The 24,426-nt window shown below is 64.8% G+C and carries 23 protein-coding genes; 14 read left to right on the top strand and 9 right to left on the bottom strand.

The genetic code is table 11. From position 1 onward, the window contains the following. Nucleotides 1–119 precede the first annotated feature (119 nt). The 4 genes from EV700_RS17185 to EV700_RS04955 all read left to right on the top strand — a co-directional run bounded on the left by EV700_RS17185 (nucleotide 120) and on the right by EV700_RS04955 (nucleotide 2,698). On the top strand, nucleotides 120–689 hold the full coding sequence (locus EV700_RS17185; RefSeq protein ID WP_130411279.1) for a PadR family transcriptional regulator: 570 nt from the start codon (nucleotides 120–122) through the stop codon (nucleotides 687–689). Next, nucleotides 686–1,096 carry a hypothetical protein gene (locus EV700_RS04965; RefSeq protein ID WP_130411277.1) on the top strand — a complete coding sequence of 137 codons (411 nt, stop codon included), beginning with the start codon at nucleotides 686–688 and terminating at the stop codon, nucleotides 1,094–1,096. Before EV700_RS17185 ends, EV700_RS04965 begins: the two co-directional genes overlap by 4 nt. A gap of 268 nt (nucleotides 1,097–1,364) precedes the next feature. Further along, nucleotides 1,365–1,700 (top strand): protein tyrosine phosphatase family protein, encoded by a 336-nt coding sequence (locus tag EV700_RS04960; RefSeq protein WP_130411275.1) that lies wholly within the window; start codon nucleotides 1,365–1,367, stop codon nucleotides 1,698–1,700. Nucleotides 1,701–1,987: 287 nt separating this feature from the next. Continuing rightward, nucleotides 1,988–2,698, top strand: a complete 711-nt coding sequence (locus EV700_RS04955; protein WP_130411273.1) for an START domain-containing protein — start codon at nucleotides 1,988–1,990, stop codon at nucleotides 2,696–2,698. 44 nt (nucleotides 2,699–2,742) lie between these two features. Here EV700_RS04955 and EV700_RS04950 read toward each other — a convergent pair whose 3' ends face one another. Continuing rightward, nucleotides 2,743–3,438: a cupin domain-containing protein gene (locus EV700_RS04950; protein WP_130411271.1), complete on the bottom strand. Its 696-nt coding sequence runs from the start codon at nucleotides 3,436–3,438 to the stop codon at nucleotides 2,743–2,745. Between the two features lie 152 nt (nucleotides 3,439–3,590). On the opposite strand from EV700_RS04950, the gene EV700_RS04945 reads away from it, so the two are divergent. From EV700_RS04945 to EV700_RS04935, 3 genes are all read left to right on the top strand, one after another. Further along, complete coding sequence (locus tag EV700_RS04945) at nucleotides 3,591–4,676, top strand: YheT family hydrolase (RefSeq protein ID WP_130411269.1); 1,086 nt, start codon at nucleotides 3,591–3,593, stop codon at nucleotides 4,674–4,676. A gap of 125 nt (nucleotides 4,677–4,801) precedes the next feature. Continuing rightward, nucleotides 4,802–5,617: a crotonase/enoyl-CoA hydratase family protein gene (locus EV700_RS04940; protein ID WP_130411267.1), complete on the top strand. Its 816-nt coding sequence runs from the start codon at nucleotides 4,802–4,804 to the stop codon at nucleotides 5,615–5,617. A gap of 137 nt (nucleotides 5,618–5,754) precedes the next feature. Next, a complete protein-coding gene (locus EV700_RS04935) occupies nucleotides 5,755–6,906 on the top strand; it encodes a GGDEF domain-containing protein (protein ID WP_130411265.1) in 1,152 nt (383 codons plus the stop codon). 29 nt (nucleotides 6,907–6,935) lie between these two features. Here EV700_RS04935 and EV700_RS04930 read toward each other — a convergent pair whose 3' ends face one another. From EV700_RS04930 to EV700_RS04920, 3 genes are all read right to left on the bottom strand, one after another. After that, nucleotides 6,936–8,666, bottom strand: coding sequence for a hypothetical protein (locus EV700_RS04930; protein WP_130411263.1), 1,731 nt, complete (start codon nucleotides 8,664–8,666; stop codon nucleotides 6,936–6,938). A gap of 87 nt (nucleotides 8,667–8,753) precedes the next feature. Continuing rightward, nucleotides 8,754–9,281 (bottom strand): TIGR00645 family protein, encoded by a 528-nt coding sequence (locus EV700_RS04925; RefSeq protein ID WP_130411261.1) that lies wholly within the window; start codon nucleotides 9,279–9,281, stop codon nucleotides 8,754–8,756. 109 nt (nucleotides 9,282–9,390) lie between these two features. Next, a complete protein-coding gene (locus tag EV700_RS04920; protein ID WP_130411259.1) occupies nucleotides 9,391–10,644 on the bottom strand; it encodes a GGDEF domain-containing protein in 1,254 nt (417 codons plus the stop codon). A 381-nt stretch (nucleotides 10,645–11,025) separates the two neighbouring features. Here EV700_RS04920 and EV700_RS04915 point away from each other — a divergent pair, with 381 nt between their 5' ends. Beyond that, on the top strand, nucleotides 11,026–11,751 hold the full coding sequence (locus EV700_RS04915; protein WP_130411257.1) for an SRPBCC family protein: 726 nt from the start codon (nucleotides 11,026–11,028) through the stop codon (nucleotides 11,749–11,751). A gap of 6 nt (nucleotides 11,752–11,757) precedes the next feature. Here the strand turns inward: EV700_RS04915 and EV700_RS04910 are convergent, their stop codons facing one another. Next, nucleotides 11,758–12,546 (bottom strand): class I SAM-dependent methyltransferase, encoded by a 789-nt coding sequence (locus EV700_RS04910; RefSeq protein WP_130411255.1) that lies wholly within the window; start codon nucleotides 12,544–12,546, stop codon nucleotides 11,758–11,760. A 104-nt stretch (nucleotides 12,547–12,650) separates the two neighbouring features. Between EV700_RS04910 and EV700_RS04905 the strand changes: the two genes are divergently transcribed. Further along, nucleotides 12,651–13,805 carry an iron-containing alcohol dehydrogenase gene (locus EV700_RS04905; protein ID WP_130411253.1) on the top strand — a complete coding sequence of 385 codons (1,155 nt, stop codon included), beginning with the start codon at nucleotides 12,651–12,653 and terminating at the stop codon, nucleotides 13,803–13,805. A gap of 319 nt (nucleotides 13,806–14,124) precedes the next feature. Here EV700_RS04905 and EV700_RS04900 read toward each other — a convergent pair whose 3' ends face one another. The 3 genes from EV700_RS04900 to EV700_RS04895 are packed head-to-tail and all read right to left on the bottom strand — an operon-like array spanning nucleotide 14,125 to nucleotide 16,458. Beyond that, nucleotides 14,125–14,991: a Hint domain-containing protein gene (locus tag EV700_RS04900; RefSeq protein ID WP_165391337.1), complete on the bottom strand. Its 867-nt coding sequence runs from the start codon at nucleotides 14,989–14,991 to the stop codon at nucleotides 14,125–14,127. A gap of 16 nt (nucleotides 14,992–15,007) precedes the next feature. Further along, a complete protein-coding gene (locus tag EV700_RS16770; protein ID WP_165391336.1) occupies nucleotides 15,008–15,235 on the bottom strand; it encodes a hypothetical protein in 228 nt (75 codons plus the stop codon). A gap of 17 nt (nucleotides 15,236–15,252) precedes the next feature. Continuing rightward, a complete protein-coding gene (locus tag EV700_RS04895; protein WP_130411249.1) occupies nucleotides 15,253–16,458 on the bottom strand; it encodes an OmpA family protein in 1,206 nt (401 codons plus the stop codon). Nucleotides 16,459–16,724: 266 nt separating this feature from the next. Here EV700_RS04895 and EV700_RS04890 point away from each other — a divergent pair, with 266 nt between their 5' ends. From EV700_RS04890 to EV700_RS04870, 5 genes are all read left to right on the top strand, one after another. After that, nucleotides 16,725–18,998, top strand: coding sequence for a heavy metal translocating P-type ATPase (locus tag EV700_RS04890; protein WP_130411247.1), 2,274 nt, complete (start codon nucleotides 16,725–16,727; stop codon nucleotides 18,996–18,998). A gap of 130 nt (nucleotides 18,999–19,128) precedes the next feature. Beyond that, nucleotides 19,129–20,316: an efflux RND transporter periplasmic adaptor subunit gene (locus EV700_RS04885; protein ID WP_130411245.1), complete on the top strand. Its 1,188-nt coding sequence runs from the start codon at nucleotides 19,129–19,131 to the stop codon at nucleotides 20,314–20,316. Continuing rightward, nucleotides 20,313–21,527, top strand: coding sequence for an ABC transporter permease (locus EV700_RS04880; RefSeq protein ID WP_130411243.1), 1,215 nt, complete (start codon nucleotides 20,313–20,315; stop codon nucleotides 21,525–21,527). The genes EV700_RS04885 and EV700_RS04880 overlap by 4 nt, the downstream gene beginning before the upstream one ends. 9 nt (nucleotides 21,528–21,536) lie before the next feature. After that, nucleotides 21,537–22,229 (top strand): ABC transporter ATP-binding protein, encoded by a 693-nt coding sequence (locus EV700_RS04875; RefSeq protein ID WP_130411241.1) that lies wholly within the window; start codon nucleotides 21,537–21,539, stop codon nucleotides 22,227–22,229. Nucleotides 22,230–22,554: 325 nt separating this feature from the next. Continuing rightward, complete coding sequence (locus EV700_RS04870; protein ID WP_130411240.1) at nucleotides 22,555–23,640, top strand: lipid A deacylase LpxR family protein; 1,086 nt, start codon at nucleotides 22,555–22,557, stop codon at nucleotides 23,638–23,640. A gap of 12 nt (nucleotides 23,641–23,652) precedes the next feature. On the opposite strand, the gene EV700_RS04865 is transcribed toward EV700_RS04870, so the two are convergent. Next, nucleotides 23,653–24,237 (bottom strand): YceI family protein, encoded by a 585-nt coding sequence (locus EV700_RS04865; RefSeq protein ID WP_130411238.1) that lies wholly within the window; start codon nucleotides 24,235–24,237, stop codon nucleotides 23,653–23,655. Nucleotides 24,238–24,426 lie beyond the last annotated feature (189 nt).

Genomic DNA, 24,426 nt, shown 5'->3' with positions numbered 1-24,426 from the left:
GCGTGTCTCCGGACAATTATGCAACCAGTTGCATATATTTGTACGGCAAAGCCGGTTAGTATGCAACCAGTTGCATAGATAAATTCCATGACCCGTTGTTCACGTTTGCAGGTGCCGCCATGTCCTTGCCCCACGCCCTGATGACCTCGCTGCTGGAGAAGTCCTGTTCCGGCTATGACCTGGCGCGCCGCTTTGAAAAATCGATCGGCTATTTCTGGCGGGCCAGCCACCAGCAGATCTATCGCGAGCTGGGGCGCATGGAGGAGGCCGGGTGGATCCGCTCGGAGGCGGCGGAGGACGCGGGCAAGTCGCGCAAGCGGGTGTACGAGGTGCTGCCGGCCGGGCAGGAGGAGCTGAAGCGTTGGGCGCTGGAGCCGGTGGACCCGCCGTCGCCGCGCGATGAGTTCTTCGTGAAGCTGCGGACGGATGCGGTGATGGGGCCGCTGGGGCTGGAGGCGGAGATCGAGCGGCGGATGGGATTGCACAAGTTAAGGCTGGCGGCGTATCGGGCGATCGAAGCAAGGGATTTTGCGGGGAAGACGTTGTCGCGGTTGGGGGAGATTCAGTATTTGATCTTAAGGGCGGGGATTATGCAGGAGGAGGGGTTGGTGAAGTGGTCGGAGGAGGCGTTGGGGGTGTTGGCTGATGAAAAAACTTTGAAAAATAAGAATTTAGGAGATTTAAAATGATGGAGGTCTTGGCGAGGCTAAGCGACATAGCGGAACAGGGTATTGAGGACGTATATCTCAACGATCCCGTGAGTTCAGAATTGCTGGAAGCAACCAAGCTTCAGGTTTTGACTGGCGTGGGTTTCCCCATGCCTGACGAATATGCGACTTTTCTCAGCGTTTTCGATGGTGTGCAGATAGGTAATGCAATTTTTCTTGGAACTCAAGAGCTTGTGCCATTAACCAAGGATGCAGGCTATGAGGGCTGTCTGGTGTTGGGCAATTCTGGAAATCATACGGAGTATGTCTACGAGGAAGCAGTTGGTTGTTACAGAGCGATCAACCTTGGTCATCGGGATGAAGTCTTATCTTCGTTTGACAGCTTTTCTGATTTGCTTTGTGTGTTGATTGACCGTGTAGTTTCGTAGGGTGGGTCGAGACCCACCATCGGTTTCCGGTCGAAGGCTTGCCGGTGGGTCTTGACCCACCCTACAACTGAAATCCCGTTCCGTCCACCGCCGCAACCCCCCAGCCCTGCGGGCAGCTCCCCTGTTCCACAGGAGGGCGTAAAATCGGGTGGCAGTTTCGCATGCCTGACAACCCGGCCGGTTACCCCTATTACGGAATGAGTGTGGTCGCAGAGCGCCAACAGCGGGCATAATCGACGCTTTCCCATCCTCCACCGGAGCCACCCCCATGACCCAGGAAATCGGCTTTGCCGGGCAGCTGTACCCCGAGCAGATGCAGGAAGTCGCCGCGCGCGGCTTCAAGTCCGTGATCAACAACCGCCCCGACTTCGAGGAAGGCCCGCAGCAGCCCACCGCCGCGCAGGTGCAGGAAGCCGCCGAGGCGCTGGGGCTGGTCTACATTCACCAGCCGGTCATCAGCGGCCAGATCACCCAGGATAACGTCGAGCAGTTCGCCGCCCACATCAACAGCCTGCCGAAGCCGGTGCTGGCCTTCTGCCGCACCGGCAACCGCTGCAACAACCTGTTCCAGCTGGCCAAGCAGATGGATCTGCTGGACGATTGACTCCAGGTCATCCGGCGGTGGCATACGCCGCCGGGTCCCGCTAGCTGATCCGCACGTTCCGCCGCGTCAAAACCCGCTCCGTTTCCCTGCGCCGTCTGGCCGTCGCAAGCCTGTCCTCGCAGTCGTATTTCATTTCATTCCATTCGTCGTTCAGGTGCACATCCTGTCATTTTGTCGTCTTTTCATTAGACGAAAAGTATTGTAGTGAGTAGTTAGCTTTCTAGTGTCAACGATCAACCTGCCGTGCCTATCCACAATTGGCGCGGAATAACAAAGACGAGCTGACAATGAAAAAAATACTGGCGGGACTACTGTTGTGTTCCAGTCTTCCCCTGACGGCCCTGGCCGCCCGGGATGATCTGGATGAGCTGCGCGATAGCGGCGTGAACAAGAACGAATGGCGTTTGTCGAAGTATGACAAGCTGCGGGACATCAAGGTCTATGTCAAAAACGACGAGGGCAAGAACATCCGTTCGTTCAAGGTGGAGGCCATGTTCAACTACCCGGTTGAAGACCTGGCGCGGCTGCAGGCGGATGTCGACAGCTACAGCAAGTGGTACTTCACTACGCTGGAGTCCAAGCTGCTGAAAAAGGTTTCGGACAAGGAATTCATTTTCTACATGGTGCATGACGCCCCGGTCAGCATGCCGGACCGCGATGTCATCATGCGCGCGGCCATTGAACCCATGACCAAGTCGCGGCCTTATGTGCTGATCCGCATGACGGCGTTACCGGACTACCTGCCTCCCAAGCCCCCCTATGTCCGCATGGAGTCCGAGAACTACACCGTCAAATTCACCCCCGTCGGCAAGGACAAGACCCTGCTGGAGTCCGAGGGTTTTATCGATCCGGGTGGAGTCTCCCCGACCTGGGCCATCAACTTCCTGCAAGGCAAGGGCCCTTACGCCAACATGATGGGGATGACGCGCATGTTGCAGTTGCCCAAATACCGGGACAAGGATCAGAAGGAACCGAATCCCTTCAAGTTCTTTGAATGATCGGGCGGCTGGCGTAAGTCAGATGGATCCGGGGCAGGGCCGTTTCACTCCGGCAGATGCCCCGTCTTCACCCAGATCAGGCAGCCTTCCGTGCTGAACGGTGCATGCATCGACAGATGCGGGCTGCGCAGCCAGCTGCCGGCCGGATAGCGGCCGTGCTCGTCTTCAAACACCCCTTCCAGCACCAGGATCTCCTCGCCGCCCCAGTGGCGGTGCGGGGTGAAGCGCGTGCCGGGCGCCCAGCGCACCAGCGCGGCGTGCTCGGCGCCGAATTCATGCAGCGGCAGCACCCGCAACCCCGGCACCATGCCCTGCCGCCACGGCGCGCTGTGCCGGTTGATCACCACCCGTTCGCGGTCTTCCGCGTCACTCTGATGCAGCTTGACGAAGATCGTGCAGCCCTCGCGGCTGAATGGCGCGTGGCGGCTGCCGACCGGATTGCGGACATAGCTGCCCGCCGGGTAATCGCCGGACTCATCGGAAAAGGTGCCGTCCAGCACCAGGAATTCCTCGCCGCCGTCGTGGAGGTGTTCGCGGAAGGTCGAGCCGGGCGCGTAGCGCACCAGCGAGGTGGCGCGGCCGTGTTCCGCGCCCAGGCGATCCAGCATCATCCGTTCGACGCCGGGCAGCGGCGAGGGCGCCCAGCGGTAGTCCTCGGGACGGATGACCACGCGCCGGGTGAAGTCGGCGTTCAGGCGGAATTCCGGCTGTGCCGTGGCGGGGGCATCGGCGGGGAGCATGGCGGTGTCCTTGTTCAGGGGTGAATGAAACGGCATTGTGCGGCGACGGCCCGGCTTCCGGCAATAGGACAGCCATATATGCAACTAGTTGCATATATCCCCGCCCGGGATTAAGCTCGGTTATCCGTGATCGCCGCTGAAGGCCGAAGCCCATGTCCACCCTCCGCACGCCCTTGCCGGCGACGGCCCCGCGCCGCGCGCGCGGCCAATTGCCCGATGTTCACGCCCACGACAATCCGCAGAGCCGCCGCCTGCTGGACGCGCTGCCGCGCCTGCACCGTCCCTACCGGCCCACGCCCTGGCTGTTCAATACCCACCTGCAACTGGTGTTCCTGAACGCGCGCAAGAAGACCGACAGGCTGCCCTATGACCGTATCCAGCCGCTGGTCATGGCCGATGGCGGCAAAACGGAACTGCACTGGCTGGGTTTCCACCTGCCGCCGCAAACGCCGACCATCGTCGTGCTGCACACCATCACCGGCAGCCCGGCCAGTATGCAGGAGCTGGTGCGCGATCTGCACGAAAGCACCGGCTGGCGGGTGGTGCTGTGCCTGCGGCGCGGCCATGCCCACCTGCCGCTGGCCACCCCGAAACTCAACATCCTGGGTTGCACGCAGGACCTGCGCGAGCAGCTGGCGGCGATCCGCGCGCAGTTGCCGGAGTCGGTGCTGTACGGCGTCGGCTCGTCGGCGGGGTCGGGGCTGCTGGTGCGTTATCTGGGGGAAGAAGGGGAGCAGGCGCTGTTCCGCGCCGCCTTTGCCTACTGCCCCGGCTACAACACCGACGACGCCTTCACCAAGGCCCATCCCTTCTACAGCCGCCTGATGGCGAAGAAGCTGACGAAACAATTCATCCGGCCGCATGCCGAGCGCCTGGCGCACCTGCCGACCGTGCGCACCCTGCACGCGGCGCGCAGCCTGGCGGAGTTCCACGACCACATCTACGAACTGGCCGGTTTCGACAGCCTGGCCGAGTACAGCGCCGCCAGCAACCCGATGCGGGTGTTCGGCGGCATCACCGTGCCGGTGATGATCCTCAACTCGGAGGACGACCCGGTCTGCCGTTTCGAGAACATCGCGCCCTACCGCGAGGCGATGGCGCGCATGCCCAATATCATCCTCGTCACCACCGGCCAGGGCAGCCACTGCGCCCACTACGAAGGCTGGTCGCCCAGGTCGTGGGCGGGGCGGTTGATGGGGGAATATTTTCTGGCGGTCGCCACTACGGAAACCCTGTAGGGGCGCACTGCGTGCGTCCCTCTCCGCCGGACATGCCGGTTTGGCGGGGGAAATGCGTGTTTGTTTGAGAGGGCGCACGCAGTGCGCCCCTACGATCCAGTCTGAATGCCAATGAGGAATTCCGCATGCCCACCTTCACCACCCTCGACGTCAGTCTCGACCACGGCGTCGCCACCATCGCCCTCAACCGTCCGGACAAGCTCAACGCCATGAACGCCGAGCTGTGGGCGGAGCTGAAAACCGCCTTCGAATGGCTGGATGAAACCCCGGAAGCGCGGGTGGGCATCCTCAAGGCCAACGGCCGCCTGTTCACCTCCGGCATCGACCTCAGCCTGCTGTTCGGGGTGCAGGGGCGGGTGGCGGATGACTGCACCGGCCGTTCCCGCGAGAAACTGCGCCGCCTGATCCTGGAGCTGCAGGACAGCTTCAACGCCATCGAGCGCTGCCGCAAGCCGGTGCTGGCCGCCATCCACGGCGCCTGCATCGGCGGCGGCATCGACATGGTCACCGCCTGCGACATGCGCTATTGCTCGGCCGATGCTTATTTCACGGTCAAGGAAATCGATGTCGGCCTGACGGCGGACGTGGGCACGCTGCAACGGCTGCCGCGCATTGTCGGCGAGGGCATGGCGCGCGAGCTGGCCTATACCGGCCGCAATGTCAGCGGCGCGGAGGCGCAGGCCATCCGTCTGGTCAACAAATGCTATGACACGCCCGAGGCGCTGTTTGCCGGGGTGGAGGAGATCGCCCGCAGCATCGCCGCCAAGTCGCCGCTGTGCATTCGCGGCACCAAGGAAATGATCAGCTACGCCCGCGACCACAGCACCGCCGACGCGCTGAATTACGTGGCGACGTGGAATGCCGCCATGCTGTTTTCGAAGGATTTGGAGGAGGCCGCAGCCGCCTTCATGCAGAAACGCCCCGCCACCTTCCGCGACTGAATCCCGCCTGCCGGGGCGTCCTTATCCGGACGCCCCCTTTTCAAAACCGCGCCGTTCCGCGATAGTGGCGGGCATAAAACCAGAATACGAACGGCCCGTGGCGGCCGGTCATCCATCCCTAACAAGAGAACATCCCGATGCAGAGCTGGCGCCAGCGTCTGGCCTCCGTGCTGGAATGGAGCATCACCGACAAGAGCATCCTGCTGATGGGGCTGGTGGCCCCGATCCTGGTCGGCTATGCGCTGTTCACCCAATACCTGCTGGGGCGTCCCGACGTCACCCGGCTGGCGCATGTCGGACCCTTGCTGGAATTGCGCCAGATCCTGCTGGCCTTCATTGCCGGCACCGGCGTCATCGCCCTGAGCGGCCTGGTTATCCGCCGCCGCAATCCGCACTGCCTGCCGCTGCAATACGTGGCGACGCTGTATTACGCGGGCATCCTGGTCACCTCCAGCTACTATGTCGGCACCATGACCTTCTGCACCGGGGTGGTGGCGCTGGGCGCGCCGGTGTTCGGTTTCATCCTGCTGGAGCGGCAGGTGATCTGGGCGGCGACGGTACCGGCCTTGACCGCGCTGGCGGGACTGGGCTACGCCACCGCCTACGGCTGGCTGCCCTATGCGCCCATCGTCGCCCCGCCGCAGGACGCGACGGCCAACCTGTTCTGGATGAACGCCATCTACCTGCTGACCGCGCCGCACCTGCTGGTGATCCTGCTGCTGGCCGACCAGACGCTGTGCCGCTGGCGCGTGCGCGAGGACCTGGTGCGCACCCTCAGCCTGACCGATCCGCTGACCGGCATCGCCAACCGCCGCCATGTGCTCGACCTGCTGGAGAAGGAAGTGGCGCGCACCGTCCGCCACGGGCCGCCGCTGGCGGTGGCGGTACTGGACCTCGATCATTTCAAGCGCATCAACGATACCTGGGGGCACCCGGCCGGGGATGCGGTGCTGCAGGCGGCGGCCCGCGAGCTGGGCGCCTGCGTCCGCCGGAATGACACAGTGGGTCGTTTCGGCGGCGAGGAATTCATGCTGCTGTTGCCCGATACGCCGCTGGAAGGGGCGAAGGCGCTGGCGGAACGTTGCCGCGCCCGGCTGGAGGCGCTGGATATCCGCGCCGAGAACGGCGAACGCATCCCGTTGACCGGCAGCTTCGGCTTGGTCAGCAATGAACAGGACCTGTCGGCGGAAGCGGAGGCGTTGGTGAAGGCGGCGGACGCGGCGCTCTATCGCGCCAAGGCGGGGGGACGGAACCGGGTGGAGGCGGTGGCGCTGCCGCCCGCCGGCTGAAGCCGGGGGCGGCGGTCGGGTTGCGCCGTTTACTGCGGTGGCAGGGTGCTGAAGCAGCGATTGCGGCTCACATTCTGCTCCGGGTGGTTCGGCACGGTATGGCTCAGGGAGAAGCTGAAAGCCCCGGTGGGTACGGCGCGGTGGATGATCAGGACGGAATTGCCATCCGGCGTCAGGTAGCGGGCGCTGTCCAGCAGACGGGGGTTGACCGTGCCGCCCAGCAGCAGGCTGGAAACGTTTTCGTTCAGCTGCAGGCCGTCGTCATCGCGGTCGCGCTGGACTTCCGAGGCGTCGGTCAGACTGGCCAACGGCAGTTCCAGAGCACCCGCCTTCAGCACGCCGGCGCTGACCGACACCGGTGTATCCGGCGCACCCGCTTCTGTACGGCAATCATAGTTGCCGTCCGGCAGCCATTCCTGCAGCCGCTTTTCGGCGCTGATCCGCGTGCGGTCGGGGAATGACGGGAAACCGGTGCATTGCCACTCGTTGCCGCCGCTGCGGACCTGGCCGTAACCGTTGCCGTTGAAAATGACTTCGGAAATGCGGGTAAGTATCACCTCGAACTGCGGAAAGCAGCCGTCCGGAGTAATGGAAATGCTCACGCCGTCGCGCTTGGGCGCGGTATTACAGGTGCTGAAAAGGGCTTTGCTGCCAAAGGCCGCGCCCGGCGGCGTTAACCGGGGCATCCGCCGTTCCTTGCGGCGGCCCAACTGCCAGTATTCCGGTATGTCTCCGATCTGTTTCCATTCCAGCAGCGCACTGCGTCCGCCAAAAGCCATGCTGCCCCAGCCGCCGCTCAGCAGCCAGCCGCCGCCCTTGCCGATGGTCAGGCGCGCGTTCGGTTCGCCGGTGTCTTGGGCAGTCGGTGCGCAATGCAGCGGATATTCCCCCTGCATGCTGCGCGCCAGCCAGCGTGCCGTCGGGGTAAAGCCGTTTTCGGCAAAGTCACGTACCCGCTGTGTCAGGGAAATGCGCAGGTTATCGGCACTGGCGCCGCCGTTGGTAACGTAGAACGCATCGTCAATGTCGGTGGTTGCCTGTTTGCCGTTCAGCAGACCGTCGCTGAAGTCATCCGCCAGCTTTTTCACCATGTCCAGCAGGGGATCACAGGCGGTGTCGGCTACGCAGTCGGGATGCTGAGAAGCAGCGTAGTCGGCCAGCGCCGCCAGCAGGTAGGCGTGTTTGCCTGCCGGGGTGGCGGCATCGGGATGGTCGTCGGGCGAGCCGACCAGCGTTACCGGCGCGGTGATGTCGGTGACGTTATTGCCGCCCAGCGCGGCGGCGGTTTCCTGATTGGCCTGACGGATCAGGGCGGCGGTCAGCGGCTTGCCGGCTCCGGCCAGGGCGCGGGCGCGCTCGTGGGCGATGGTGGTCAGGGCGGTGACGGTCACCCGGCGGGACTCGTCAGCCACGGCGGCGCTCAGCACCGCTCCGGCGGGGAACGGCCGGTCAGCGCCCAGCGCCTCATCGAAATAGGTGGCCCCGGCCTTGCCGAAAACCTTGACGGTGAAGCCGTCCGGGAGCGGCTTGGAAGGGTCGAGGGTGATTTCCCCCCGGTTGTCCAGTACGCCCTGGCCGATTTCGGCGCCGGCGGCGCCGGCGGCGTCGTACAGGCGCACATCCGCGCCGACAATGCGGCCCAGCGACGGGGTAATGGTGATGGCGGTTGAAGGTTTGGCGTCGCTGCCGCCGTCGCCGCAGCCGCCCAGAGCGAGCAGGCCCAGCAGCACGGTGGACAAGGCGATTTTCCTGGTCATCATGGTTTCTTCCTGAAGGTTGCCGAGTGCAAGACCCCGATTCTAGCATGCAGGATTGGCCAGGAGACGCGCCTTGGTCCGCCCGTGGGCTTAGTGGCTGCCGTGGCCCAGCTGCTTGGCCTTGAGCTGGATCAGCCAGTCGGTGGCGGCGATGAACATGGCCGAGAACACCAGCACGATGTGGATGATCACTTCCCATTTCAGGGTGTGTTCGTCCAGGTTGGCGGCGTTGATGAAGCTGCGCAGCAGGTTGATGGAGGAAATGGTGATCAGCGCGATGCCCAGCTTCACCTTCAGCACCCCGGCATCCACATGGTCCAGCCATTCCGGCTGGTCGTGGCTGTCGCCCAGATCCAGACGGCTGACGAAGATTTCGTAGCCGCCGATGATCACCATCACCAGCAGGTTCGCGATCATCACCACATCAATCAGCGTCAGCACCTGGATGAGGATATCGGTTTCCTTGAGGCTGTTCAGGTTCATCACCAGATTGAACAGCACCAGCATGAATTTCCAGGCGTAGACGCCCAGCGCCACGATCAGGCCCAGATACATGGGCAATTGCAGCCAGCGGCTCCAGAAGATCATCTTGCCGATGGCGTTTTTTTGCAGGCTCATGGGGAGTTTCCGTTAACAGACCGAAGTGCCGCGATGGTAGCGAAGCCGCGCCGCCAACGGCATAGGACGGAAACGAAAAACCAACCAAAACACTCGGTCTTTCCCGGTCTCAGCCCTCCAGCGCTTCTTCCGGCGGCGGCGCGCGGAATACCCGGTACTGATGCCGCCCCTGTTCCTTGGCCTGATAGAGGGCGGTGTCGGCCTGGCGCAAGGCTTCCTGCAAGGGCTGGCCGGGCGTGGGTGTCACCGTGGTGACGCCGATGCTGACGGTAACGTGCGGCGCGACACTGGAGGAGGCGTGCGTGATCCGGCGCGCATCCACCGCCTGCAGCACCCGTTCCGCCACCTCGGCCGCGCCGGTTGCGTCGGCGCCCGGCAGCAGCAGCACGAATTCCTCGCCGCCGTAGCGCGCCGCCAGATCGGCGGGCCGCAGCAGGGTATCGTGGATGGCGCGCGCCACGGCCTGCAGGCAATGGTCGCCGCCTTCATGGCCGTAGGTGTCGTTGTAGCGCTTGAAGAAGTCCACATCCAGCAACAGCAGCGACAGCGGTTGCTGTTCGCGCAGGGCGATTTCCCACTCCCGCTCGGCGGCCAGATCGAAGCTGCGCCGGTTGGGAATGCCGGTCAGGGCGTCCTGATGGGCGATGCGGTCCAGCTGCCGGTTCAGCCGCGTCAGTTCTTCCGACTGGTAGTTCACCAGCAGTTCCTGCAGGAAGGCGAAGCGTTCCTGCCGTTCGGCGATGCCCGCCAGCGCCGACACCACCGCCCCGAAAATGCCGTAGTAATAGCCGAAGGCCAGCATGTCCAGCGGCAGGCGTATCGCCGCGCCCAGCGCCAGCGCCGCCACCCCGGCGGTCATGTATAACGCCAGCAGCACCTTGAAGGTGAAGCGCAATCCCAGCGCGATCAGCAGCATGCAGATCAGCAGGTTGAGGATGGAATACAGGAAATAGCCGTTGCCCGCCGAGATCAGGATATGCAGCTGGATGGTGATCAGCTGGAACAGCGCCACCGGAAACATCACCCGGTGGAAGTGCCGCCGCACGACGGGAATGCGATGGCCGAAAATGATGAACAGGATGGTGACGCCCAGCGGGATCTCGATGAACTTGAGTTGCAGGTAATCCTGCACGCTGAGCAGCGCCGGGAAGTAGATCCAGGCCACGGCCACGATCACCGAGAACATGAACAGCAGCGGCCATTGCCCGGTCTGGATGTAGAAACCGCTGGACTCGACGCGTGTCTCCAGGAAGTTCTTTTCCAGATGACGCGGGAAGTGGCAGAACAGCGGCCGGGCGGCCAGCGTCTCCCGGATATAGTCCAGGTCGGCGGCGCGGTCCGGGGCGGCGGATGGCGTGGTCATGGGGGCGGAAGTCCGTCAGTTATGATTATTGTCCGCCAAGCATACCAAGAGGCATGGCGTTTTTGACCGGAATTTCTGCCTGCCGGCCTGCACGGCGTTGCGCGTATTTCGCGCAGGGTCTTGCGAGTGCAATTAATTGCTATTTATTGTCGGACAGCCTGACCAAATCCTCTTGAAAGCCATGGACCACCGGCCTAAGTTCGAAACAACGGCGCTGGCGTCGTACGTTGTCCCGCTTCCTGTTTTGCCCATATCCACAACCAGAACAATCCTTCTGATTTTCGGCGGCTGCCCCGGCCCGGCGGGGTGCTGACATATTTCTGACCCATGGTCATGACACAGTCCGGGTGAAGGCGTTATCCGACGAATGAGGTACATGACATGAACAGTTTCAAGCGTGTGGCGGTGTTGGCGATATTGGCGGCGGCGTGTCAGGCAGCCGGCGCGCAGGTGCTGGACCTGAAGCCGAAAGCGGCGGCGGAAGCCCCGGCGGCCGGTCGTCCTGACGGGGAATGGCGGCCGGTGAAGACCGACACCAAGCGCAATATCCGCACCTGGGCGCGGCTGGAGGATGACAAGCCGTGGCGCTCGTTCAAGCTGGAGGCGCTGCTGAACACCAGCCTGCCCGCCCTCGAACAGGTGTTTTCCAGTTTCGACACCTACCATGAGTGGTACTGGCAGGTGACGGAAGCGAAGCTGCTGAAGGCGGTGTCGCCGACGGAATTCTACCTGTACATGGTGCAGAACGAGCCGGTCAGCCTGCCCGACCGCGATGTGATCCTGCACGTGACCGTGGAGCCGCGCACGGCGACGCGGCCGGTGGCGCGCATCCGCATGGTGGCCGAACCGGATTACCTGCCGTTGCGGTCGCCGCTGGTGCGGATGAAGGCGGAGGAACTGACCATTACGCTGACGCCGCAGGCGGACGGGGTGCTGTTGCAGGCGGAAGGCTTCACCCTGCCGGGCACGCAGGTGCCGGTCTGGGCCGCCAACTTCGTGCAGCGCACCGCGCCCTTCACCATGGCGGTGGGGCTGGAACGCAAGGTGCGCAATCTGGCGGCGGCCGGTAAAGAGCCGTCACCGTTCCGGTTGTCGCTGGCGCAGTAAGCGGCCTCAGCCCGGCACCCGTCCGCGCACGGCATGGGCGCGGGCGGAGCAGGTGACGCCGCCGTCCGCGTCCAGCGGCAGGTGCGCGCGCACGAATTCGCGCATGGCCTCGACATCCGCCGGGGCCATCTTCGCCAGCGCCGGGGCCAGCGACGGCCCCAGCAGCGCAGTTTCCCAGAAATCGTCAAAGCCGTTGTAGCGGCGCTGCACGGTGATGACGGCGGTTTCCACGTCCGTCAGCCCCGCGCCCGTCCAGACCGCTTGCAAGGCGTCCAGCGCCGCGACGGCGGCCTGCGGCGGCGCCAGCGGCGTCTTGCCCTGCGCGCGCAGCGCGTCCTGCAGCACGTGATACGGAAAGCCGCCGCCGGGCAGGTCCCAGGCATAGGCGGAAACGCTGCCGCCGGGCCGGGTGACGCGCGCCATTTCCGCCACACCCTTGGCCGGGTCGGGCACGAAGAAGATCACCAGCGCCATGACGGCGGCATCGAAGCTGTCGGCGGCGTAGGGCAGGTCCATGGCGTCGCCGGTGCGGAAGTCCGCCAGCCGCGTGGTCGGGCGCGCCTTGGCGAAACGGATCTGTTCCGGCGAGGGGTCGATTCCGTCCAGCGACAGCGGCTCTGTGCGCTGCGCCAGCATCTCGCTGAACGCGCCGTTGCCGCAGCCGACATCCAGCCAGCGCAGCCGGGGCGCGGGCGCCAGCCAATCCAGGAACTGCGCCCCGGCCAGACGGCTCCAGACGCCCATGAAGCGCTCGTAGGCGGCGCCGTCGTCAAAACGGATGGCGGGTTCGGTCATGTCGGTCTCCGGGCGGATCGGGGGAAGTTCTCCACTGTAGTTGACTTGTGTTCCCGCCGCCACTTCTTCACCATCGGGTAACGCTTCCCGTGCAGGTGCCCGCCATGTCCCCGCTGTTCGCCTTCAGCTACCACAACCCGACGCAGATCCACTTCGGCCCCGACAGCTTCGCCGCGCTGGCAACGCTGGTGCCCGCTGACGCCCGCGTGCTGCTGCTGTATGGCGGCGGCTCGATCAAGGCCAACGGCGTGCACGCGCAGGTGACGCAAGCGCTGGCGGCCCACCATGTCGTCGAATTCGGCGGCGTGGAACCGAACCCGACGCTGGAAACCCTGACCCGTGCCGTGGCCGTGGTGCGGGAACAGCGGCTGGACTTCATCCTGGGCGTGGGCGGCGGCTCGGTCAGCGACGGCGCGAAATTCGTGGCGGCGGCCGCGCTGTACGACGGTGAGGGCTGGGACATCGTCAGCGGCCGTCATGCCGTGACGCAAGCCCTGCCGGTGGGCGTGGTGCTGACGCTGCCCGCCACCGGCTCCGAATCCAACGCCGCCGCCGTGGTCACCCGCGCCGCCACCCGCGAGAAGCGGGTGTTCTACGCCCAGGCCGCGCGGCCGCGCTTCGCCATCCTCAACCCCCGCGTCATGGCCAGCCTGCCCGACCGCCAGTTGGCCAACGGGCTGGTGGACGCCTTTGTGCATGTTTGCGAGCAGTACCTGACTTATCCGGTCGGGGCGCTGGTGCAGGACGGTTATGCCGAGGCGGTGCTGCGCGCCCTGAAGACGCTGGCCGATACCTTCGAGCGGCGGCGCGAGCCGGACTGGGGGCAGAACCTGATGTGGGCGGCGAACCAGGCTCTGTGCGGCATTATCGGCGTGGGCGTGCCGCAGGACTGGGCCTCGCACCGGCTGGCGGTGCAGCTGACGGCGCTGTACGACATTGATCACGGGCGGACGCTGTCGATCATCCAGCCCTTTGTGCTGCGGGAAGGCATCGAGGCGCGGCGGGCGAAGCTGGAGCAGATGGGGCGGCAGGTGTTCGGGCTGGCGCAGCCGTCGGCCGAGGGGGTGATTGCGGCGATTGAGGCGATGTACCGGGGGCTGGGCATGCCGCTGCATGTGCGCGAGGCGGGGGTGAGTGAGGCAGATGCGGCCGGGCGGGTGCTGGCTTTGGCGCGGGCGCAGGGCCACGTACCGTTCAAGGGGGCGATGCCGTTGGATGAGGGGCAGGTGGAGAGGGTGATAAGGGGGGCGTGCGGGTGATGGTAAGCCGGCTTTTAGGCTGGCTTACGTTATTGCCATTTATTTATATACAACATACAGAAAAACGTTATGCCTGCTGCACTGAAATCTAATCCCATAAGAAGCGGCATACTATTTTTTGTTAAAAAATAATTTGCATTCTGATTCAAAAAAGATTGAATAAAAACAGATAAAAACATGCATGCAATTAAGCTTAAAGCAGTAATGTTTGCCTGCCATTCCCCATAACGAAATCGAAGGATAAATTTCGCAAAGAAATAACCTATGGCAGCCATTGCAAAAGGCAAAAAAAGTAAAGCTACTTTGCATGTAATTTCTTTCAGGATTCGCCCCCCTCCTGGACTAAATTGAGGTTTGTCTCCGATTCAATAGTCACTTCTACACAGTTTTTATGGTGAACAAAAATACCTCTCTGGCCAACAAAATAGGTATGATAATCCGCCACCTCTAAGTTATAAACTTTTTCTTTCTTCACAGGGAAACACCAGTCACCATCATTTGGCAAGCTAAAAGCACTATTATTGCTAACCTTATAACTAGAGACTAGGGGTGTGCGAGTAAAATCAATAAAATATCCATCCTCATCCCCATACTCCCACCAATCACCTAATGGATAGCCCTGCAAAAACCCACAATCTTGATTTGTCATCTGAAAAACTGGCTGGACAGCAAAGACACATGCTAAAATGCCATCTGCCCGCAAAACAACAGTGTATTTTCCTAGTTGATCTAATCTAGCCCAATATGGTTTCTGGTGTAAAACCAACTGAAAATCATCGTAATATAAAATCTCACCAACAACCCAAAATGGATGATTCGGCGTTCCAATTATTAGATCGGCGCAATGCGTCACTTTCCCCGACTGAAACATTTCATCTGGATAGCAACCAATAGAGGTAAATTTTACAATCCAAATCTCCTTACCCTCAAAATCAAAGATCTTCAACACTGGCTTATAGGTTAGTTCACCTTCACCGTTTTTAGGCTTAGACAAAACCATGTCGCCTACCTTTATCTGCTCGATCGGCACCAAACCTTTATCCGTATGCACCAATGTACCAGCAACAAAACACCCTATCGCATCGCGCTCCACATTCTTCGACGCTAACGAAACAATTTTCGTATACATCGCATCTCCAGAAAATCCTAGTGCAATACATTTCGCTTTGAAATCATCAAAGCTCATAATTGGTTGAAACAGATCAATTTGCTGTCTGCGCGAACACGCTGATTTCATTGAAAATGAAGCTGTCGCGGAAAGAAAGCTCCGGCAATCTTATCACTGACTTGCCGCCAATCCCAGTTGTTACAAGCCTTTGCGGAACATCTGAACTGCCGAAAAGAACCCGACCGATTGGCGTCTTCGCGGGGGAGCAAGCACCATTCCCTGGCGCGATGCCGCCGGATGCTACGCAGATAACGCGCATCATCCGGGCAGCGTATTTCCTTACTTCTTCATCTTGATGGCTTCGGACTCACCCTTGGCCGTTGCGACCACGCGGCGGTTCTTGGCCCGGCCTTCTTCGGTTTTGTTGTCAGCCACCGGCTGGCCGGCGCCATAACCCACGGCCTTCAGACGAGCGCCATCCACGCCCAGCTTCACCAGCGCTTCACGCACGGCATCGGCGCGTTGCTGCGACAGGGTCTGGTTCTTGGCGGGCTTGCCGCGACTGTCGGTGTGGCCTTCGATGGTCACGTTGACATTCGGGTAGCGCTTCATGAACTCGGCTACCTTGTTCAGCTCGGCGGATGCATCCCCGACAATCTCGGTCTTGCCGGTCACGAACTGCACGTTCAGGGCGATGGATTCGCTGTTCTTCAACACCACATAGCAACCCTGCGCATCCACGACCGCACCGGCCTTGGTGTCCGGGCACTTGTCCTGATAGTCGGCCACGCCGTCCTTGTCGTTGTCCAGCGGGCAGCCTTTGGCATCCACGGCGGCTCCGGCGGGAGTGTTGGGGCAGCGGTCCTGATCGTTGCTGACGCCGTCGCGGTCGTCATCGGCCGGGGCGACGGGCGCTACCGGCGTCACGACCGGGGTTGCCGCTACGGCGGGTTGTACGGCGACGGGTTCCGGAGTTGCCGGGGCGGCGGCCTTGGCGAATTTGCCCAGGTTGATTTCCACGCCCGCCAGCGCCAGCAGGTTGTTCCAGCTCTTGCCGGGTTCATGCTGGATGCGGGCTTCGGTGCGCAGGTTGATGCGTTCGTTCAGCGCCCACATCAGGCCGCCGCCGGTTTCGCCGAAACCGTTGGTGAAGGAGGCAGCAGCGTTATCGGCTTTGTAGATGTTGCGGCCGATACCCAGCAGCACATATGGGTTCAAACGGCTGTCGGCATTGAAGCGGTACAGGGCGTCCAGCGATTCGCCGCGCACGCGGGCGTTGACCGCGCCGAAGGGAGCGTCTTCCTGGGTTTTCACGCGGCCAAGGTTGGCTTCCACGCTCCAGGCGGGGGTAAAGCGGTAACCCAGACCGATGGCGTAGTGGGTGCCTTCATCCAGGCCTTTGGCGGGCAGGGTCAGGTCGGGCTGGGTCTTCTTGTCGAAGTCATGGTAGCCAACCAGCGGGCTGATCGTGACGACACCCGCCAGGGCCGAACCGGTGAGCAGGGCCAGGCTGACGCCGAGGGCGAGGGAATGAATACGGGACATGAAAACCTCCGGAATAAAGGGTCGTCGGTCTGGTGAACAGGACAAACGAGGGACAAAGCGGGCGCATCCTAAAAGTCGAGCTTCGGTGCGGCAAGCAAAATTTTGTAACGCAGGTTGTTAAAAAACCGTTTGTAATCAGATATCTACTATTTTTATTGTGGGTTTTTTCATCGGGTGTGGACGCGGGTGCGGGCGGGCTCCGCGCGCGTTACACTGAAAACGCGGAATATGGTTTCCGTGTCGTTTCCCTTCTACCGGAGTTTTTGATGCCTGCATTTTTGCTGCCGCTGGTGGTGGTGCTGACGATGGCCGGCGGGGTTATGGCGTTGGTCGGGCAGGAAGAGGCCGCCGCCCGGCTGTGGCAACTGGCCACCCTGCCGGTGCTGCTGTGGCTGGTGCTGGAAAGCCTGCGCAAGCTGCGCCGGGGCGAATGGGGCGTGGACCTGGTGGCGGGGCTGGCGATGGGCGGGGCGCTGCTGCTGGGGCACTCGCTGACCGCGGCCGTCATCGCGCTGATGTTTGCGGGCGGTCAGGCGCTGGAAAGCTTTGCCGCCAACCGCGCCCGCCGCGAGCTGACCGCGCTGCTGGCGCGCACGCCTGCCACGGTGGAACGGCAGGAAGACGGGGCCTGGCGCACCGTGGCGGTGGCCGAGGTGCGCGCCGGCGACCGGCTGCTGGTGAAAACCGGCGCAGTGCTGCCGGTGGACGGGCTGGTGGCGGCGGGCGGTCCGGTGTCGCTGGATGAGTCCTCGCTGACCGGCGAGTCGCTGCCGGTCAGTCACGCTGACGGCGAGGCGGTGGCCAGCGGTACTCTCAACCTCGGGCAGGGCTTCGAACTGACCGCCTTGCGCTCTGCCGCCGACAGCACCTACGCCGCCATCGTGCGGCTGGTGCAGGAAGCGCAAACCGGCAAGGCCCCCTTCACGCGCATGGCCGACCGCTACGCCTTCTGGCTGGTGCCGCTGACGCTGGCGGTGGCGGGGCTGGCCTGGCTGCTGTCCGGCGACCCGTTGCGGGCGCTGGCGGTGCTGGTGGTGGCGACGCCGTGTCCGCTGATTCTGGCGGCGCCGGTGGCGATTGTTTCCGGCATCTCGGCGGCGGCGCGTCGCGGCATCCTGATCAAGAACGGCGCGGCGCTGGAGGCGCTGGCCGACGGCAAGCGCCTGCTGCTGGACAAGACCGGCACCCTGACCACCGGGTTGGCGCGGCTGGTGGATATCGAAACCGATGGCGGCTGGACGGCGGAGGACGTGCTGAGGCTGTGCGCCTCGCTGGAACAGGTGTCGCTGCATCCGGTGTCGGCGGCGCTGGTGCAGGTGGCGCGGGCGCGCGGGCTGGCGCTGTCGACGCCGACCGGGCTGGCGGATGCGCCGGGTCACGGCCTGTCGGGCCTCGTGGACGGGCATCGCGTGGCGGCGGGTCAGCCCGGCTGGGTCGGCTCGGTGGCCGGGACGCCGGACTGGGCGCGGGCGGCGCTGGAGCGGGCCTTGAACGAGGGCGGCATGGCGGTGTTCGTGGCGGTGGACGGCCGCGTGGCCGGGGTGCTGCGCATGCAGGATGAAATCCGTCCCGATACGCCGCGCGCCATCCGCGCCCTGCGCGCCGCCGGGATCGAGCGGCTGTCGATGGCCACCGGCGACCGTCAGGACATTGCCGACAGCATCGGCGCGGTGCTGGGGCTGGATGCGGTCTACGCCGGGCTGACGCCGGAGGGCAAGGTGGAGGCGGTGCGCCGCGAGCGCGAGGGCGGGGTGACGCTGATGACCGGCGACGGCATCAATGACGCCCCGGCGCTGGCGCTGGCCGATGTCGGTATTGCCATGGGCGCGCGCGGGGCCGGGGCCAGTTCCGAGGCGGCGGATGTGGTGCTGATGGTGGATCGCCTCGACCGGCTGGCGGAGGCGCTGGCGTTGTCCCGCCGCGCCCGCGCCATTGCCCGGCAGAGCGTGCTGGCGGGCATGGCGCTGTCCGGGGTGGCGATGGTCGCCGCCGCCGCCGGTTACCTGACGCCGCTGGCGGGCGCGGTGTTGCAGGAAGGGATTGATGTTGCCGTCATCCTCAACGCGCTGCGCGCCCTGCGGCCGGTAGCGCGACCGCTGCCGGCGCTGTCGGCGGAAGAACAGGCGCGGCTGGCGGCGGCGCACCGCGACCTGCAGCCGGTGCTGGAGCAGCTGCGGCGGCAGGCGGAAGCGCTGACGCCGGGCCGCGCGCCCGACCTGGCCGGGTTGACCGCGCTGAGCGGGCGGCTGGCCGCCGAGCTGGTGCCGCACGAACAGGGCGACGAGCGCCACCTGCACCCGGCGTTGGCGCGGCGCATGCCCGGCCCGGACCCGCTGGCGCTGTTCAGCCGCACCCACCGCGAGATCCTGCACCTGTGCGAGCGCATCCGCCAGGACATCGCCGGGCTGGCCGCCGACGCCGTGCCGGATGAGCACACCCGGCAGCGGCTGGTGCGGCAGCTGTTCGCGCTGGAGGCGATCCTGCACCTGCACTTCGACCAGGAAAACGAGCTGTACGCCGGGCTGGCCGGGGAAGGCTGACCGTTTGTCCTCTTCCGGGGCCGGGTGCGCGCCGCTAGACTGGCTCCGCAACCCCCCGATGCCTGCGCATCGCCCCCCTGTTGCACAGGAGGGAAAGACTCCTTAATTGACGGTTAGTGATGACCCGACCATGAAAAAAACCGCTGTCGCCATCCTGTTCCTCCTGTTGATCGTCGGCGGCCTGTTCTACTGGCGGCAGCAGCCGCTGACCGTCGATGCCGAGACGCCGCGTCCGCTGGCCTTCCGCCAGAGCCTGGTGGCCACCGGCCGCGTGCAGACCGAGGCGACGCTGGCGGTGCGCGCCGAGACCGACGGCCGCCTGCGCACGCTGGCGGCGGAGGGCCAGGCGGTGCGGGCGGGCGAGGTGCTGGCGGAACTAGACGACCCCGACGGCGAGGTGCAACTGGCGCAGGCGGAAGCCGCCGTGCGCGCCGCCGAGCTGGAATGGCAGCGGCTGGCGCAGCAGGACCGGCCGCAGGCGCTGTTGCGCCGCGATCAGGCGCGGGTGCTGCGGCAGCAGGCCCAGCGCCAGCTGGACAACCTGAACGCACTGAAGCTGAGCCAGGATGTCTCGGCGGACGCGCTGGCCGCCGCCCGCGAAACGCTGGCCCTGCGCGACAGCGATCTGCAGCAGGCGGAACTGACGCTGGCGGCGGTGCGCGAGGGCGGCATCGACAGCCGCCGTCGCGAGGCGGCGCTGGCGCAGGCCCGCGCGCAGGCCCGCACCGCGCAGTTGCGCCGCAGCCGTGTCCGCGTCCTCAGCCCGGTGGACGGGGTGGTGCTGCAACGGCAGGTGCAGCCGGGCGAGCGCGTGCGCGCCGGCGACAGCCTGTTGGAACTGGCCGCCCGGCAAGGCCGCGAAGTGGTGGCCGACCTCGACGAGCGCTGGCTGCCGCAACTGGCGGTCGGCCAGAGCGCGACGCTGCTGGCCGACGCCTGGCCCGACCGGCCCTTCACCGCGCAGATCACCCGCATTTCCCCCGGCATTGACAGTCTGCGCGGCACGGTGCGCCTGCGGCTGGGCGCGGCGCAGTGGCCGGAATTCCTGCGGGAAGGGCTGACGCTGTCGGTGCAGATCGGCGGCGGCGAGGTGCTGGCGCTGACCGTGCCCGTCACGGCGCTGACCCAGGCCGACGGCCGCAGCGGCGTCTGGCTGGCGCGCGACGGCCGCGCCGAATTCCGGGCGGTGCGCGCCGGGCGCAAGGCGGAGGGACGGGTGGAAATACTGTCCGGGCTGGCGGCGGGCGAGACGGTGGTGAGCCAGTCCGCCGGGCTGAAGGCCGGTCAGGCGCTGCGCCTGCGGAGCCGCGCGCCATGAGCTTCGAGTGGCAGCTGGCTGTGCGCCTGCTGCGCGAGGGCCGGGCGCAGACGGCGCTGATCGCCGCCGGGATCGGCCTGGGCGTGGCGGTGGTGGTGTTCCTGACGGCGCTGATCAACGGCTTGCAGGCCAACCTCATCGCCCGCACGCTGGGCTCGCAGGCGCACATCACCCTGACCGCGCCCGACCGCGTGGTGATGCCCGCGCAACTGCCCGGTCCCGGCGAATTCCAGTCGGTGCAGCCGCGCCCGCAGCGCGTCGCGCCCATCCTCAACAGTGCGCTGCTGCTGCGGCAACTGGCGGCCGAACCCGAGATCACCGCCATTTCGCCGCTGGTGTCCGGCGCGGCCTTCGCGCTGCGCGGCGCGGCCGACAAGTCGGTGGCGGTGATCGGCGTCGACCCCGAGGCCTATGCGCGCATCATCCCGCTGCCGGCGCAGCTGGTGGCGGGCGAGTGGCGGCTGGGCAGCGAGGAGGCGGTGATCGGCCGCCGCCTGGCCGACGAGCTGGGCATCCGCACCGGCGACCGGCTGACGCTGCAAAGCGCGGGCGGGCGCAGCCTCAACGTCACCGTGCGCGGCATCTTCGAGCTGGGGGTGAAGGACCCGGACCGGCGCTGGGTGTTCCTGTCGCTGCGCTCGGCGCAGAACCTGCTCAACCTGACCGGCGAAATCACCGGCATCGACCTGACCGTGCGCGAGCTGTTTGCCGCCGACACCGTGGCCGCCCGCCTGCAACAGCGTTATGACATCCGGGCGGAAAGCTGGATGTCCAGCAACCAGCAGCTGATGACCGGCCTGCGCTCGCAAAGCGCCTCCAGCAGCGTCATCCGCTTTTTCGTGCTGGTGTCGGTGGCCTTCGGCATCGCCAGCGTGCTGGCGGTGGCGGTGGTGCAGAAGCAGCGCGATATCGGCATCCTGCGCGCCATGGGCATGTCGCGGCGGGCGGTGCGGCAGGTGTTCCTGATCCAGGGCGGGCTGCTGGGGCTGCTGGGGGCGCTGGCCGGTTGCGCCGCCGGGGCCGGGCTGGCGCGGCTGTTCGCCGGGCTGGTGCGCAACACCCAGGGCGACCCGCTGTTCCCCATCGCGCTGACGCCGGACCTGTTCCTCTCCGCCACCGCCGTCGCCGTGGTCACCGGCCTGATCGCCGCCGTGCTGCCCGCCGCCCGCGCCGCCGCCCTGGACCCGGTCCAGGCCATCCGCAACAGCTAGGACTCCGCCATGACCCCGCTCCTGCAACTGCGCGATGTCTGCCACGCCTACGGCGAGGGCGAGAACCGCCAGCCGGTGCTGCATCATGTCAGCTTCACGCTGGCCGCCGGCGAATTCACGGCGCTGGTCGGCCAGTCCGGTTCCGGCAAGTCGACGCTGCTCAACCAGGTCGGGCTGCTGGAGCACGCCGCCAGCGGCAGCATCCGCCTGAACGGCCGGGAAGTGACGACGCTGGACGATGACGCCCGCACCCGGCTGCGCAACGAACAGCTGGGCTTCATCTTCCAGTTTCATCATCTGCTGAATGCCTTCACCGCGCTGGAGAACGTGATGGTGCCGCTGAAGATTCGCGGTCAGCCGGAGAAGGCCTTGCGGGAACGGGCGCGGTCGCTGCTGGACCGGGCGGGGTTGTCCGGGCTGGAAAACCGGTTTCCCAACCAGCTGTCCGGCGGGCAGCAGCAGCGGGTGGCGATCGTGCGCGCGCTGATGGCGGGTCCGGCGCTGGTGCTGGCGGATGAACCCACCGGCAACCTGGACAGTGAAACCACGGGGCGGATTTTTGAATTGCTGCGGCAGATCAACCGCGAGGACGGCACTGCCTTCCTGATCGTGACCCATGATGACGGGCTGGCCGCCGCCTGCGACCGGCGTCTGACGCTGAAGGACGGGCGGCTGACCGGCGATTCGGCGGCGGCGCCGTGAAGCGGGCAAAAAAAAGCCCGACGGGGGATGTCAGGCTCAAGTTGCTCGTTTGACCATGGTAACCGGCCGAGGGGGCCGATCAGCTGTGTTCATGGTGACTATCCTAAGACCCGGACTGGTTTAGCGGTAGTCGCACTTTGGGCAAAAGCCTGTTCTTGATAGGGAAACACGGGCGGCTGATTGGCCCGTATTTCCCCCGTAATTCTTGTGGTGTTTCCTTCGGGAGAACAGGGCATTGCCGTCCCGTCATCTAGTCGTGGTCATGCATACCCCTTAGGGTAACGGTATCCGCAGTCCCGCCTGCGTCTGTCGGGAGGATACCCTCATGAATGCCCACCTGCTTCCCCGGCTTGGCCGGACGGCCGTTGCCGCGCTGGCCTTCGCCACCTTCACCATTTCTCCGGTTCAGGCCATCGAGGCCTTGGAACCGGACCACAGCGGCTGGTCGCTGTACATGGACAATGACCTGTTCGTGCCCAGCCCGCGTGATCAGGATTACACCGGCGGCCTGTCCTTTACGCAGGCCGGACAAGTCGCCATGCGCGGCGTATCGCTGGACCCGGCGCTGGACCGGGTGGATGCCTGGCTGGGCCTGCCGGGGGAAAACCCGGCCGAGGGCCGCCAGCAACTGCATGCCCGCCAGTTCGGGCTGGCGGTGTTCACCCCCGGCGAGATTGATGTCGGCGGCGTCACCCCCGGCGACCGTCCCTACGCCAGCCTGCTGTTCATGGCCGCTTCGCGCCTGACGCTGGATGAAAACCATCCCGATACGGTGCAACAGAGCACCCTGACCCTGGGCGTGCTGGGCCTGCCGCTGATCGCCGATGTGCAGGAGCAATTCCATAGCGTGATCGGGTCAACGCCGCCGCGCGGCTGGCGGCATCAGGTGTCCGCGGGCGGCGAGCCGACCTTCCGTTACAGCCGTTCGCTGCAGCATTTGCTGGCGGACGGCAATCTCGGCGCGTGGCGCTATGAGATCAAGCCCGCCGCCGAGGCCGGGATCGGCTTCATCACCGACGCCAACGCCTCGATCTCGCTGCGGCTGGGGCGCATCCACACCCCGTGGTGGAGTTTCGCCCCCGACCGCGCCGAGTATTTTTCGCAACCGGCCACCGGCATGACCTACCGCGAATTCGCGGGCGACCGCGAGCATTATGTCTGGGCGGGAGCGAAGGTGAAGGTGCGGCCGTGGAACGCCCTGCTGCAAGGGCAGTTCCGCCACAGCGACCTGCATTACAGCGCCGCCGAGGTGCGGCCGGTGTTGCTGGAGGCGTGGGCCGGGGTGACCCGGCAGGTCAGCCGCGATTACTGGGTGAGCTGGGTGCTGCGTTACCAGACTTCGGAGCTGAAGACCGCGCCGGGCGACCACGACCTGCTGTGGGGCAGCGTGTTCATCAACCGCTATTTCTAGCCCCGCTGCCGGTCAGGGTTTGGCCTTTTCCGCCACGGCTTCCACCTGGATACGCAGCGTCACATCCATCTTGAACCCCCAGTCCTTGCCCGCGCTGATGCCGAAGTCATCGCGGTTGAGGGTGGCGATGGCGTCCGCGCCGCAGAACTCGCGCTTCAGCATCGGGTGCGGCATGCACTTCACCGAATTCAGCGTCAGCACCAGCGGCTTGGTGACGCCGTGCAGCGTCAGCTCGCCTTCCACCCGCGACGGCACGCCGTTGCTGTAGCCGGCAAAATTGCCCTTGTAGTAAGCCTTCGGATACTTCTTCGCATCGAACAGCTCGGCGCTGCGCGCCTTGGCGTTCATGGCGTCCAGGCCATAGTCGATGCTGTTGATGTCGATGGTGATGTCGACGCTGCCGCTGCCGCCTTCCTTGTCGACAAGCAGCTTGCCGCTGGTCTTGTTGAACTTGCCGCGCCACACCGACATGCCGCCGAAGTGGTCGGCTTCAAAGCTGGGGTAGGTGTGGGTGGGGTCGATGACATAGGTGACCGGGGCGGCGGAGGCGGCGGCGCACAGGCCGAGCAGGGCGAGGGGAAGCAGGCGGATTTTCATGGGCTGTCCTTGTGAAGGTGATGTTGTAGTTTTGGGTGTAACGGAGTGATAGTACACCGGCTTTTTTGATTGGGAAAATGCCGACCCCGGTCGCTTTACTTCCCCCCGTTTTTCAACTAAAACAAGGCATCGTTCACCATTTGTTCCGGACACCCCAGGAAGCCCGCACGGGCTGTTTCACGGAGAGAA

Origin of the sequence: Fluviicoccus keumensis (genome assembly GCF_004217445.1) — a bacterium.
Taxonomy (GTDB): domain Bacteria; phylum Pseudomonadota; class Gammaproteobacteria; order Pseudomonadales; family Moraxellaceae; genus Fluviicoccus; species Fluviicoccus keumensis.
Note: the sequence above shows the minus strand (reverse complement) of the source record. Positions and strands in the feature narration are given on the sequence as shown.